Genomic DNA, 13,394 nt, shown 5'->3' with positions numbered 1-13,394 from the left:
CATTCACTACGAAGGTAATGGATTTGCCGATCACAACCCGTATTTCTCTAAGCGGCGGTATAACGACGACCGCGTCAGGCCCAACTCGGTAGCCGCCTGGGTAATGTTGCCGTTGTATTTCTTCAGCACCTTGCGGATCAACAGTTTTTCGACCTCTTCCAGGTTGTATTGCTCCAGACTCAGCTGGCTGTCCTCCTTGCCGCTGCCCCCGCCATTGGAGGAAAAGTTAAAATCTTCGGGTTGGAGCACACTGCTATTGCTCAAAATGACGGCCCGCTCGATGGAATGTTGCAACTCGCGGATGTTGCCCGGCCAGTGATGTTTGTGCATGCGCGTCATGGCCGCTTCGCTGATCTTGGTCAGGCTCTTTTCGTACTTGGCCGCGTAGTGCTTCAGGAAGTGGTTTGCCAGCAGGGGGATGTCCTCAAAACGATCGCGGAGCGAAGGCACCTCCACTTCGATCGTATTGATACGGTACAGTAAGTCCTGACGGAAGCGGTTTTCCTTTACCATCTCGTACAGGGGCATGTTGGTGGCGCAGATCAGGCGTATGTTAATGGGCGTTTCCTTATTGGAGCCCACACGGCTTACCTTTCGGTTTTGCAGCACCGTCAGCAGTTTGGCCTGTAGAGGCATGGACAGGTTGCCAATCTCGTCCAGGAACAAAGTGCCGTTATTGGCCAGCTCAAAGCGGCCGGCACGATCTTCTTTAGCGTCCGTAAAGGAGCCCTTCTTATGACCGAACAGCTCGCTTTCAAACAGCGTCTCGGTAATAGAGCCCAGGTCTACCGCCACAAAATTCTCGTGTTGTCGTGCCGAGTTCCGGTGGATGGCGCGGGCCATCACTTCTTTACCCGTACCGTTTTCACCGAGGATTAAAACGTTCGCATCCGTACGCGCCACCCGGTCTATAGTTTGGAAGATCTTCTGCATAGCCGAGCTCTGGCCGATGATCTCGCTGAAGCGGTCATTGATCTCCTGGTTGATTTCCTGGTTCTTAAACTTGAGCGTTTCAATCACGTCGCGCGATTCGCGCAGCCGCATGGCAGAAAATAACGTGGCCAGCAGCTTTTCATTTTCCCATGGCTTTAGTACAAAGTCGGTGGCCCCGGCCTTGATGGCTTTCACCGCCATCTGGATGTCACCGTATGCCGTGATCAACACGACAACAGACGACGGGTCGATCTGCAGGATGCGTTCCAGCCAATAATAGCCTTCGCTGCCGCTGCTCACGTCCTTGGTAAAGTTCATATCCAGCAGGATCACGTCATAGTCTTCGTTGCCCATCAGCGCGGGAATCGCTTCCGGGTTCTTTTCAATGTCAACCTGCGCGAACTGCCGCTTGAGGTACATTTTTGCTGCCTTTAAAAGGTCTTCGTTGTCGTCAACGATCAGAATCTTTCCGTGTTTATTTTCAGCCATGGTGCGAATAACAAGTTGGTTTAAGTCTACCCTTTCGCACAGCCGATAACGGCCGGGCAGGACGGTGGACGTCCGGGAACGAACAAAGGCTGTACCGGAATTGGTACAGCCTCTAAATGCGCCAAAAACGTGCTTCTGGGCCTTTTTGATAATTATCCGGACGTTCGGAACCGGACACACCCGTTCACATGTGAACGTGAATATCGCGTAAACTACCTGGAAAACGGGTTAATTTGGGTTTCTGGCGCTTGGCACGCTTGTTGGCTTTAGGCAAATAACGTTGCCCACGGGCAGCCATAACTGAATCAGCATGGATAAAAAGATTGTCAAGAAAAAATGGACGTTGAAACGTATCGGGACCTACGGCGGCATCGCTGTTTTCGTATTGTTCATTGGGTACCAGTTCATTTTTGCAGACCGGCGCTCACGCGTAAAGGTGGAAAAAGATAAGATAACGATCTCCAACGTACAACGTGGGGTATTCCAGGAGTTCATTCCGCAAACCGGTACTGTAGAGCCGAGCCGCACGGTGTACCTCGATGCAGTCGAAGGCGGAACCATCAAACGTGTGGTGGCCGAAAGCGGCGCCATGCTGAAAGCCGGCGACGTAATCCTCGAGTTGAGCAACCTGAACACCGAGTTGTCGGTATTAGGACAGGAGGCACAGCTGAGCGAAAGCATCAACCGTAACCGCGATACCCGCCTGGGCATTACCCGAAATGACCTGGAGCAACGCCAAACCCTGGCATTGATCGATAATATGCTGGCGGTGCTGGCGCCCCAGTACAACCGTGAAAAACAGCTGTTTGAGAAAAAGCTAATCTCCAAGCAGGCATTTGAAAAAACAGAGGCCGACTATCGGTACAATCTCGAGCGCCGTCGCATTACCTACGAGGTATACCGGTCCGACTCTGTAGACCGGATTCGTCAGCTACGGGAGATCAAGATTGCCGAGAACCGCATGAGCCAAAATCTGGAAGGTGTAGGCAAGATCCTGGACAACCTGGTGATCCGCGCCCCGATCGACGGGCAACTGTCACGGCCGCAGCTCGATGCAGGTCAGAACGTAACACCAGGTCAGCGCCTGGGCCAGGTCGACATCCTGGGAAGCTACAAAGTACGGGTGCCCATCGACGAACTGTACCTGCCCCGTATTATGACCGGGCTGAAGGCTACCACCTCGTTCAACAACAAAGACTACGCGCTGGAAATCACCTATGTGTATCCGGGCGTAACCGCAGGCCGGTTTGAAGTAGACATGCATTTTACCGCCGACACGCCTCCGGGCATCCGCCGTGGCCAGTCCCTGCGTCTGCGCATCGAGCTGGGTCAGTCATCCGAGCAGCTGCTGTTGCCGGTGGGCGGATTCTACAAAGATACAGGCGGCAACTGGGTGTTTGTACTCGACGGCGAGGATCAGGCCGTACGCCGCGACATCAAGCTGGGCCGCAAGAATACCGAGAATTACGAGGTGCTGGAGGGGTTGAAGCCGGGTGACCGGGTAATTACCTCGTCGTACGAGAACTTTGGCGACAACGAGGTATTGTTACTGAACTAACAAAAAGCGTAACCATTAAAAATAATTGAAGTATACATGCAACAGCATGCAACCCATACAGTCAATTCTGCATCTTACAATATAATCCTGAAAATCTCCTAGCCATGATTAAACTCAAGAACCTTGAAAAAGTTTACACCACAGAAGAAGTGGAAACTACCGCGTTGAACAGCATTAACCTGGAAATCAAAGAGGGCGAATTCGTTGCCATCATGGGTCCTTCCGGTTGTGGGAAATCGACGTTGCTCAACATCCTCGGTCTGCTGGACAATCCTTCCGGAGGAGAGTATCATTTTGGCGAGCACGAAGTGGCCAGGTATTCTGAACGCCAGCGTGCACAGCTTCGCAAAGGCTCGATCGGCTTTGTGTTCCAGAGCTTCAACCTGATCGACGAGCTGACCGTATTCGAAAACGTTGAGCTGCCACTGTTGTACATGAAGGTACCGTCATCTGAACGCAAACAACGCGTAGAGGAGGTACTGGAACGTATGAACATTATGCACCGCCGCAACCACTTCCCGCAACAACTGTCGGGTGGTCAACAGCAGCGTGTGGCTATCTCCCGCGCGATTGTAGCAAAACCCAGAGTAATCCTCGCCGATGAACCGACTGGTAACCTGGACTCTGCCAACGGCGAAGAAGTAATGAAACTGTTGTCACAGCTGAACGAAGAAGGAACAACGATCGTGATGGTGACCCACTCGCCGTACGATGCGAACTATGCACACCGCATCATCAACCTGTTCGACGGTAAGGTCGTAACAGAGAACATCAAAGAGCACTTCCATATCTAATGGATAACATACCATAGCACTGCCCCACCGGGCGGTGCTATTACTGACCCACCGACATAAACATGTGGTTGGGATCGTTATGCCTATGGCGCAGCGGTAGAGGGATCATGCAGGTGAGTATATTATTCCCGCGGCATGCAACCCAGATAGGGAGCGGGAGTCTTAGAAAAGCAAATACCGTAAAACACCCCACTATTATGATCAAAAATTACCTGCTCATCACCCTGCGGAGTATGATGAAGAACAAGTTCTTTATCTTCGTCAATATCTTCGGGCTCGCCATAGGCATAGGCTGTTGTATTGTAGCCTATTTTAACTGGGAGTACGATCAGTCATTTAACAAGAATCATGAACACCGGGGAGAAATCTATCGTATTAGTCCACTCCGGACGTTTGACGGCACGACGGAGTTACACACGGTAGTCAGCATTCCACTGGCCAATGCCGTTCGACAAAATATAGCGGATGCAGATCACGTTACGCGTCTCAATCGCTCATGGACAAACTTCAAGATTGGAGACAATCTTTTTCCGGGGCAGGTACGCTATGTCGATCCCGATTTCTTTACTATGTTCTCGTTTGATTTTATCTATGGCAAGGCCGACGCGGTAAAAGATAAATCAACGGTGCTGATCAGCGACGAGATGGCGAAAACGCTTTTTGGCAGCACGGATGTCGTAGGCCGTCAGCTTACCCAGGTAGTGAGAGAGCAGCTAAAAGAATTTACAGTAGGAGGTGTCTTCCGGAAGCAACCGCAGAACTCGAGTTTTCAAGCACAGTCGTATATGCACTACGACAACTTCTTCGATGACGCCAACGATCGAACCGAAAACGACTGGCGTTATAATACAGTCTTATTTGTGCAGATCAAAGACCCCTCACGCACCAGTATTGTACATCAGCAACTACAGCCATACCGGGAGAATAACAACAAAGTCCGCGAAGATTTTCAGATCACAGAATATGTGCTCGATCCTTTTGAAGGGATGGCGCAACGTGATGAGAGCAATGAGCGGTGGTCGGACACGCTCCAAAATTCCAACCCCCGCGCGGCAGTCATTACACCTACTATCATGGCGGTACTGATCTTGCTGATTGCCTGCTTTAACATGACGAATACATCCATCGCGATATCGTCACGGCGGCTGAAAGAGATTGGCATCCGTAAAGTGATGGGCAGTATGCGCGCACAGCTGATTATGCAATTCATTGGCGAGACCCTGTTCATCTGCTTCCTGGCGCTTGTCATTGGCATGGTGCTGGGAGAGGTGCTATTGTCAGCGTGGAATTCGCTGTGGACGGACATGAAGCTTACTTCGCACTACCTCGATGCACCCGGCTTCCTGCTTTTTATGATCGGCGTCCTGTTCTTTACCGGACTGCTGTCAGGCAGCTATCCCGCCTTTTACATCAGCAAATTTGAGCCCGTCGGTATTCTGAAGGGAAAGCAGAAGTTAGGGGGGACAAACTTCTTTACACGCATTCTGCTGTGCCTGCAGTATGCTATCTCGCTACTGGCGATCATCGGCTCGTTCGCCTTCTATGAAAACTCGCGCTATCAACGTGACTTCGACCTGGGCTTTGACCAACAGGGTGTCATGATCGTATATGTCAGCAATGGGCAGGAGTATGAAACGTTCCACCATGCCATTGCGCGAAACAAAGATATTCAAGCAATCGCCGGTTCGAAACACAGTGTCTTCTCATCGCGCTATAGCGACCCGGTGAAACATGAGTCGCGTGAATATGAGGTCGATATTATTGATGTAGGCGATGGCTATCTACAAGCCATGGGGCTGACACTCCTGGAAGGACGTGATTTCCAAAAAGACTCCGAGACCGATCGCCGGGAGTCGGTCATCATTACCGAAGAATTTGCTAAAACCTTTTCGTGGAACAAAGCACTGGGCAAAGAAATACTCTGGCACGACACCGTAAAACTATACGTCGTGGGCGTTGCTAAAAACGTCTACACGGCAGGCCTTTGGGACAAAGCGCAGCCGATGATGATCCGCTACACGGCGCCAGAAAACTATACACACGTTATCGTGAGCGCTCCGGTCGAGAAGCTGATTGCCGTTAACGCGTCGATGGAACAGGAATGGAAACAGATATTTCCAAACCGCCTATATACCGGCCGCTACCTGAACGAGGAGATGAAAGAGTCGTTAACGGTAAATGACAACATCGTCAAGATGTTTGCCTTCCTTGGCCTCGTGGCCATGGGACTTTCCGTGACCGGGCTTTTTACCCTGGTGTCGTTGAACATCATTCGCAAAATGAAGGAGATCGGCGTGCGCAAAGTGCTCGGTGCTTCGATCGGCAACATCGCACGTATTATCAATACCGAGTTTATCATTATTCTGGTAATAGCGTCGGTGGCGGGCTGCCTGATGGGTGCGTTTCTCGTCGACATGCTCATGTCAAGCATTTGGAAATATTACCTGCCCGCAGGTTCATATACATTCCTTATTTCTGTTGTAGTCATGTTTATGCTGTCGACGTTGGCCATTGGCTATAAAGTATTCAGCGCTGCATCCATGAACCCCGTGTCGACACTGCGTGATGAATAAAAAAACAACGTATTCGGTAACATGAGGGTAGGGAATGGCGTCAGATAAAGAAAACACGATCTTAATTTCATAACCGTATGTTTAGAAACTACTTCCTGGTGGCGATCCGGAACATGAACAAACACAAGTTCTTTTCCGCGATCAACATCTTTGGCATGACAACGGGCATTACGGCTTGTATGCTCATTTTCCTGTATATCTCAGATGAGCTGAGCTACGACCGCTTTCATGCCCGGGCGGACCACATGTATCGTGTAAACCTGTATGGCAAGATCAGCGGCCAGGACATTCATACGTCGACGACGTGCCCACCCATGGCCGCAGCCCTGGTGGCCGAGATACCGGAGGTAGAGGAAGCGACTCGGATTGACTCCTACGGACAGTCGTCGATCAAATATGGAGACATTGCCTTCATTGAAGAAAAGATGTTTTATGCCGACTCTAATTTCTTTCAATTCTTTAACTACAAACTGTTGCTTGGAGATCCCAGGACGGCGTTAAAAGAGCCCCGTTCGATCGTCATGACGGAGGACCTTGCGCATAAATACTTTGGTGAAGAGCCTGCGCTGGGCAAGATGGTTGTGATCGGCAATGAAAACGAAACGTTTAAGGTGACCGGCGTCTGTGAAAATGCACCCACCAACTCACACCTGGTCTTTAATGTTCTACTCTCCGCCAGCTCGGCAGACTTCCTGCGAAAAACCATGTGGTTGAACAATAGTTTATATACCTATTTGGTGTTGAACAAGGGCGCTTCAATCGAAGCCGTGCATGCCAAGCTCCGGGGACTGGCCGAGCGCCACGTAGGACCCGAGATGGAACGTTTTCTGGGCAAGTCCATGAAACAGTTGGAAGCCGAAGGCGGGCAATTTGGGTATACGACCATTGCTGTTCCAGACATTCACCTGCGGTCTACCATGCAACATGAGATCGAGCCTGTCGGAAATCTGCTGTATGTATATTTCTTTGGTGGTGTTGGCGCATTCATTATCGTCATCGCCTGTATTAATTTTATGAACCTGTCCACGGCTCGCTCCGCCGGCCGGGCAAAGGAAGTAGGACTGCGCAAGACGCTGGGATCACTGCGCGGGCAACTGGTGCGGCAATTCCTGTCGGAGTCGCTATTGTATAGTGCCGTAGCGGTGATAATGGCCCTGGCCGCATGTTACCTGTTATTGCCGTCGTTCAACCTGTTGGCAGGAAAGACACTTCAAATGGAATTACTGTACACACCAACCTTCATCGCGAGCGCGCTTGCGCTGATTGTCCTGGTCGGTTTTATCGCCGGCAGCTATCCGGCGTTTTATCTAACGTCGTTCAGTCCGGTGGAGGTATTAAAAGGCAAAGTGCGTAGCGGCATGCGCAGCAAGGGAGTACGCAGCTCGTTGGTCGTGTTCCAGTTTGCACTGTCCATCTTCCTGATCATTTTTACCATCGTGGTATATCAGCAGATCACCTTCATGCAGGAGCGTAACCTGGGCATGGACAAACACAACCTGCTAATTATCAACAATGCCTGGAAGCTTGATAAGAACCAGGTATCTTTTAAAAATACACTGTTGGAGCAAACCGGTATAGTGGATGCCAGCTTTACCAACAACAACTTTCCCGGTGTGAACAATACAACTGTTTTTAAAGCATCCGGCAGCGAGCAAGACCACATCATGGGGGTTTACTATGCGGATGTCGATAACCAGCACACCATGCGGTTTGAAATGAAAGAGGGCCGGTTCTTTTCTCCCGACTCACCGGCTGATACGCTGGGCATTGTACTGAATGAAGCGGCGGTGAAAGAGTTTGGATTCGAAAAACCGCTGGAGGAGGAGATTTTGTACAACGATAACGAGGATGGACTCGAGCGCCTCAAAGTAATCGGCGTGTATAAAGATTTTAACTTCGAGTCACTGCGCGACAAGGTGCGCCCCCTGGCCATTCGCTTTACCCGTACCGCAGGCCGCCTGATGGTGCGGTATGAAGGCGATCCCACCAAAGCCATCGCAACGATTGAGAAGCTTTGGAAAACACAAACCGAAAACGAGCCGATCCAATATTCTTTTATGGATCAGAACTTCGACCGGCTGTTCCGCTCGGAACAACGGATGGGGCAGGTGTTCGGCGTGTTCTCGGCATTGGCCATCTTCATTGCCTGTCTCGGCCTGTTTGCGTTGGCGGCTTTTACCGCCGAGCAGCGCACCAAGGAGATCGGCATTCGCAAGGCCATGGGTGCCTCTATGCCCAGCCTGATCGTGCTGTTGTCAAAGGAGTTCACGCGGCTGGTATTAGTCGCCTTTGTACCGGCGGCCCTGGCCGGGTGGTACATCGCCTCCAGCTGGTTACAAGGCTTTGAATATCGCGTAGAGATTAGTCCGTTGATCTTCGTGGGGAGTGGTCTTGCCGCCATCACCATTGCCTGGGTAACGGTTGGCTACCAATCCATCAAAGCCGCCGGAACCAACCCCGTCAACTCGTTGCGGTACGAATAAAGTGCCGATACGACATTTATTCGACGGTTTTTGGAAGGACGGGACTGTGTCAATGTTAAGTTTTGGCAAACTGGATAACATTGCCGTAATAAATCCGTAAATTGAAGTTCAACGAATGATTTATGGAGAAGAATAAGACATCGAAAAAGGCTCTGAGAAGCCTCATCGAAGATTCGACGCAGGAGGCCTTGAGCCGTCTGGAACTGCCCGAGGCGACCAAGAAAGTGAAAAAGTTGATCGGCCGGAGTGCCAAGAAGTTGGCGGAAGCTTACGCCGAGATTCTGAAACGAGAAGAGAAAAAGAAGAAAAAGGTAGAGAAGTTTATCGACGAAGCGGTAAAAGGCGGCCGTAAAAGCACGAAGAAGAACAAGAATACCAAAGCCGAACATGTAACGGTATAGGACTTTTTCCAAACAATCCTGGTAAAGCCGTCTCAAGAAGTTGAGGCGGCTTTTTTTGTATCTTTCTCGCCCATATCTATCTGACCATGTCTTCAGCGGAACGCTTAAATGAGTTAAAGGCCCATCGCAACCGTCGCATTGGCGTCGTCCGTACGGTAAAAGATACACTCTTCATCTCGCTGGGAGTGTTGTCGGCCGGCTTCGGATTAAAAGGCTTTCTGCTGCCCAACAACTTCCTCGACGGCGGCGTGATGGGAATCTCCTTGCTGGCAAGCTTGTTGACCAGAATCGACCTGTCCTATCTGGTCGTGTTGCTCAACATTCCCTTTATCATCATCGGCTACACCCAGATCTCGAAGAAATTTGCCTTTAAAACACTGGCGGCCATTACTGCGCTCGCCATCTGCCTGGCGGTGATTGAATTCCCGGCTGTTACTCACGACCGCCTGCTGATAGCCTTCTTCGGTGGCTTCTTTCTGGGCTGCGGCATTGGCCTTTCTATACGGGGCGGCTCTGTCATCGACGGCACCGAGGTGTTGGCCATTTATACCAGTCGTAAGACAACGCTGACGGTGGGTGATATTATTCTCATTCTGAATATTCTTATATTTTCCGTAGCAGCCTACCTGATCAACATTGAAGTGGCGCTATACGCAATCCTGACATACCTCGTAGCGTCCAAGACGGTAGACTTTGTTGTGCACGGTATTGAGGAATATACCAGCGTGATGATCGTTTCGGAAAAGAGCAGGGAGATCCAGGATGCCATTACTGAAAAGATGGGGCGCGGTGTAACGATCCTGAAGGGGACGAGTGGCTATGGCAAGACCGGCCATCGTGAGAAAGATCTGGATGTGATCTATTCGGTGATCACGCGCCTGGAGCTGCAAAAGCTTAAAACGGAAATTGCCAAGATCGATCCCGGAGCCTTCGTAGTAGAGAACAGTGTAAACGATATTAAAGGAGGCATGATCAAAAAACGGCCTCTGCACGACTAAGCATCATGGTAGTAAGTATAGTGGGGTGTGGCTGGTTTGGAATGCACTTTGCCGGCGCACTGGTGGCAAGGGGTCATCAGGTAAAAGGTTCTACTACATCCGAAAATAAACTGCCGGCGTTGGCGGAGCGGGGTATTGAACCGTTTCTGATACACATCCGGTCAGAGGAACTGTCGGTGACGCCGTCATTCTTTTACTGCGATGTATTGGTCATTACCATTCCACCTCGCGCAAGCGTAACACCAGCCGGAGAGTATCAAGCGACCATAACTCGGATTGCCGCGCTGGCGAAACAATACAAAGTCCCGAATGTAATTTTTATAAGCTCCACGGCCGTCTTCAGTGACTTAAATGGACATGTTCAGGAGGACACTCTTCCCACGCCGGAAAGTGACTCCGGCAAAACATTGCTGTCGGTGGAGCACACGCTGCAAGCCGAGACAGCCTTTACGACAACCATCGTCCGATTCGGTGGCCTTGTAGGACCAGGGCGTGATCCGGGAAGGTTTTTTGCGGGTAAAAAAGATGTGGCAAATGGCCAGGCACCTGTAAACCTTATTCATCAGGACGATTGTACGGGGCTCTGCCAGGCAATTCTGGAGACAAAAGCTTTTGGCGGTATTGTGCACGGTTGTGCACCCGACCATCCTTCCCGCCAGGCGTTTTACCGAAACGCATCAATACGGGCAGGATTGGAGGAACCTACATTTGTTGACGAGCTTACGCATTGGAAGATTGTCGAAGGCGCGCAAACCCAATCCCGGCTGGTGTATCGCTATCACGTAGACGATTGGCTTGCCTGGCTGAACCGTCCGTAACTTTCTACTGGATTGTTACGTTTTAACAAAACACTAACTCCGTCCCACATGAACTGGCTTGTAATATTAATTACTGTAGTTGTGACGACCGGCCTGGTATACGCCCGTCAGTGGATCATTCGGAATCGTAAAACACACCCCGCACTATACCGCAATAGAGGGCCTTTATACACGCTGGTATGGGTTATTCTGCAACTCGGGGATATAATAGGGTAGTTTTCCATCGGTAATTTTCCGGCCTCACTGCTGTGGGAGCGTAAAGCCGTTCTAAAAGTATAGATGTGTGTTACTTGGCCAGGAACGTGTCAATCATCATAACAACGAAATCAGGCAATTTGCTATTCTTTTCCGCGGCGCAGATCTCGCCGATATAATCGCTGTGGCCGCCCGGCAGGATGGCCAGCTCGGCGTGCGGCAGCGTACGTGACAATAGCAAAGCGTGTTCTACACGTATTACGTCGGTGTCGCCGTTGATGACCAACGCCGGAGCCTGAATAGCCTTGATGAGGTCGTCGCTGATATCCTGGAAATGGATCATCCTGGTAGCGTCGCGGGTAAACATTTTTTGCAGCCCCTGTGGGTCGGCGTTAACTTTTCGGTAAGCCTCTTTCAGCGGGGCAGGCATTTGCTCGAGCGTAGTCTGCTGCATAAACTCAAAGAAGTCGGTGGGCATACCATCGCGTTTATAGAGCGTGGATGCCAGCACCAGTTTATTGACCTGCTTCGGATGCCGTATGGCAACTTGCAAAGCAGTAGTGCCGCCGTTGCTGAATCCCAGGATGTCGGCCTTCTCGATGTGCAGGTGTTGCAGAAGCGCCGAGACGTCGTCAGCATCTTGTTCGAAACTGAAAGATCGGTCGATGTCGGCGGTGTGGCCATGGGCCTGCAGCTCGATGGCAATGACCTGGTGTGTCCTGGCCAGGGCCGGCAGGACACGCGCGAAGTTCGACTCGATGGTAGAGCCACCACCGTGTAGCAACACCAGGGGCTTGCCCGTGCCATGGAGCTCGTAATACAGCTTCAGTCCGTTGACAATGGCATACCGGCCGACGGTGTTTTGTTGGGCTTGCAAAGCGTTAGAAGTCATGATGATAAGTAAAAGTACAAGAAAGGTTTTAGGGTACATACAAGCAATGGTTGATGCAACAAACTTAGGGCAAAATACGCCATGTCAGGCGACGCTCTTGTGCCATTCTACCGGGTAAATCGGGTCATGATGACGACAATATACAAGCGTCTTAAAAAAATAACCTGCAGGACGTTGTATAATGTCGAAGGTTGCTTATTTTCGATACTAGCCCGTCTTTGCTGCCGCTTGAAATCAAGGCGGGTGCAAGATGGGCGCTGTTATTTTTACCATATCCTCCTGTATGCAGTATAAAAAATTACTATCCCTGGTTGTGCTGTCCCTGTTTTTTTGCACCACCTATGGGCAACGCGTCACTGAATTTCGCAACATGTCGCGCGAAGGCGATCAACGTCTGTTCCGGCGCGACTACGTGAAGCTGACAGTAGAGCAGCTCGACTCACTCAAGAAAAAAGCAGGACAGGACAAGATCATATTGTATATAGATGACGTGCCGTTTGAAGACCTGGTGGGCGAGTTTGCCGACAGCGCCACGGTAACGTTCAAATTTGAAAAGAGCGACAATTCCGATAACCCCGAGGCGAAGGCCTGGGCGTTCTTCTACAAGAAACCTCGTAAGTGGATCTTACAAGATAAAAAGATCAGCGTTGGCATCAAAGGTCAGCACGCGGTGCCTTCCACGGCCACTATAGACATTGTGATCATTCAGTCAATCCAGTATTGGCTTGGCATTTTGCTGATAGCCTTGCTGCTCGCGTTGCTGATTTGGCTTTCGGTCAGCTCGAACCTGTTACGCGATACCACCGGTACTTCGACCATCCGGCCACCCTACAGCCTGGCACGAACGCAGTTCACCTTCTGGCTCATGCTGATCTCCTCGGCCTATATCTTCCTGTGGATTTCCACCGGTGAAATGCCGGTGCTGACCAGCTCGACGCTCATTCTGTTGGGCATCAGCGGCGGCACCTCGGTCATTGCCAAGATCATTGACAACAGTCAGTCGTTATATGCTTTGACCGATGACAAAACCGACGGGTTCTTTATCGACATTCTTTCCGACGAGAAGGGTATCAGTGTGCACCGCCTGCAGATGGTGGTGTTCACCCTCATCGTCGGCTTGATATACTGCTACGACGTGATCGTGATCTTTGAAATGCCGGAGTTCGACAACAACCTGTTGATGCTGATGGGCATTAGCAGCGGCGCATACGCCGGCCTGAAGTCGACGGAACACAGTTCTACCACACCTGTGGGATAGCC

Annotated in this window: 10 protein-coding genes; 8 read left to right on the top strand and 2 right to left on the bottom strand. The window is 50.8% G+C overall.

Going from position 1 to position 13,394, the window contains the following annotated elements; translation table 11 throughout:
• Positions 1 to 30: 30 nt before the first annotated feature.
• Positions 31 to 1,422, bottom strand: coding sequence for a sigma-54-dependent transcriptional regulator (locus tag KK062_RS13755; protein ID WP_254084884.1), 1,392 nt, complete (start codon positions 1,420 to 1,422; stop codon positions 31 to 33).
• A 310-nt stretch (positions 1,423 to 1,732) separates the two neighbouring features.
• Between KK062_RS13755 and KK062_RS13750 the strand changes: the two genes are divergently transcribed.
• From KK062_RS13750 to KK062_RS13720, 7 genes are all read left to right on the top strand, one after another.
• Positions 1,733 to 2,980, top strand: coding sequence for an efflux RND transporter periplasmic adaptor subunit (locus tag KK062_RS13750; protein WP_254084883.1), 1,248 nt, complete (start codon positions 1,733 to 1,735; stop codon positions 2,978 to 2,980).
• 104 nt (positions 2,981 to 3,084) lie between these two features.
• Positions 3,085 to 3,774, top strand: a complete 690-nt coding sequence (locus tag KK062_RS13745) for an ABC transporter ATP-binding protein (protein WP_254084882.1) — start codon at positions 3,085 to 3,087, stop codon at positions 3,772 to 3,774.
• 197 nt (positions 3,775 to 3,971) lie between these two features.
• Complete coding sequence (locus KK062_RS13740; RefSeq protein ID WP_254084881.1) at positions 3,972 to 6,347, top strand: ABC transporter permease; 2,376 nt, start codon at positions 3,972 to 3,974, stop codon at positions 6,345 to 6,347.
• A gap of 77 nt (positions 6,348 to 6,424) precedes the next feature.
• A complete protein-coding gene (locus KK062_RS13735; RefSeq protein ID WP_254084880.1) occupies positions 6,425 to 8,830 on the top strand; it encodes an ABC transporter permease in 2,406 nt (801 codons plus the stop codon).
• Positions 8,831 to 8,952: 122 nt separating this feature from the next.
• The gene (locus KK062_RS13730; protein WP_254084879.1) at positions 8,953 to 9,231 is read left to right on the top strand and encodes a hypothetical protein; all 279 of its coding nucleotides are present in this window, start codon (positions 8,953 to 8,955) and stop codon (positions 9,229 to 9,231) included.
• A gap of 86 nt (positions 9,232 to 9,317) precedes the next feature.
• Positions 9,318 to 10,229 carry a YitT family protein gene (locus tag KK062_RS13725; protein ID WP_254084878.1) on the top strand — a complete coding sequence of 304 codons (912 nt, stop codon included), beginning with the start codon at positions 9,318 to 9,320 and terminating at the stop codon, positions 10,227 to 10,229.
• A 5-nt stretch (positions 10,230 to 10,234) separates the two neighbouring features.
• A complete protein-coding gene (locus KK062_RS13720; RefSeq protein ID WP_254084877.1) occupies positions 10,235 to 11,047 on the top strand; it encodes an SDR family oxidoreductase in 813 nt (270 codons plus the stop codon).
• Positions 11,048 to 11,333: 286 nt separating this feature from the next.
• Here KK062_RS13720 and KK062_RS13715 read toward each other — a convergent pair whose 3' ends face one another.
• Positions 11,334 to 12,134 carry an alpha/beta fold hydrolase gene (locus KK062_RS13715; RefSeq protein ID WP_254084876.1) on the bottom strand — a complete coding sequence of 267 codons (801 nt, stop codon included), beginning with the start codon at positions 12,132 to 12,134 and terminating at the stop codon, positions 11,334 to 11,336.
• Positions 12,135 to 12,417: 283 nt separating this feature from the next.
• Here KK062_RS13715 and KK062_RS13710 point away from each other — a divergent pair, with 283 nt between their 5' ends.
• A complete protein-coding gene (locus KK062_RS13710; RefSeq protein WP_254084875.1) occupies positions 12,418 to 13,392 on the top strand; it encodes a hypothetical protein in 975 nt (324 codons plus the stop codon).
• Positions 13,393 to 13,394: the final 2 nt, after the last annotated feature.

The organism is Dawidia cretensis (assembly GCF_018598175.1).
GTDB classification, from domain to species: domain Bacteria; phylum Bacteroidota; class Bacteroidia; order Cytophagales; family Cyclobacteriaceae; genus Ohtaekwangia; species Ohtaekwangia cretensis.
Note: the sequence above shows the minus strand (reverse complement) of the source record. Positions and strands in the feature narration are given on the sequence as shown.

What these genes read in the sequence shown, in the direction of transcription:
- KK062_RS13755 (WP_254084884.1), bottom strand. Translation starts at nt 1,422, where the DNA reads ATGGCTGAAAATAAACACGGAAAGATTCTGATCGTTGACGACAACGAA.
- KK062_RS13750 (WP_254084883.1), top strand. Translation starts at nt 1,733, where the DNA reads ATGGATAAAAAGATTGTCAAGAAAAAATGGACGTTGAAACGTATCGGG.
- KK062_RS13745 (WP_254084882.1), top strand. Translation starts at nt 3,085, where the DNA reads ATGATTAAACTCAAGAACCTTGAAAAAGTTTACACCACAGAAGAAGTG.
- KK062_RS13740 (WP_254084881.1), top strand. Translation starts at nt 3,972, where the DNA reads ATGATCAAAAATTACCTGCTCATCACCCTGCGGAGTATGATGAAGAAC.
- KK062_RS13735 (WP_254084880.1), top strand. Translation starts at nt 6,425, where the DNA reads ATGTTTAGAAACTACTTCCTGGTGGCGATCCGGAACATGAACAAACAC.
- KK062_RS13730 (WP_254084879.1), top strand. Translation starts at nt 8,953, where the DNA reads ATGGAGAAGAATAAGACATCGAAAAAGGCTCTGAGAAGCCTCATCGAA.
- KK062_RS13725 (WP_254084878.1), top strand. Translation starts at nt 9,318, where the DNA reads ATGTCTTCAGCGGAACGCTTAAATGAGTTAAAGGCCCATCGCAACCGT.
- KK062_RS13720 (WP_254084877.1), top strand. Translation starts at nt 10,235, where the DNA reads ATGGTAGTAAGTATAGTGGGGTGTGGCTGGTTTGGAATGCACTTTGCC.
- KK062_RS13715 (WP_254084876.1), bottom strand. Translation starts at nt 12,134, where the DNA reads ATGACTTCTAACGCTTTGCAAGCCCAACAAAACACCGTCGGCCGGTAT.
- KK062_RS13710 (WP_254084875.1), top strand. Translation starts at nt 12,418, where the DNA reads ATGCAGTATAAAAAATTACTATCCCTGGTTGTGCTGTCCCTGTTTTTT.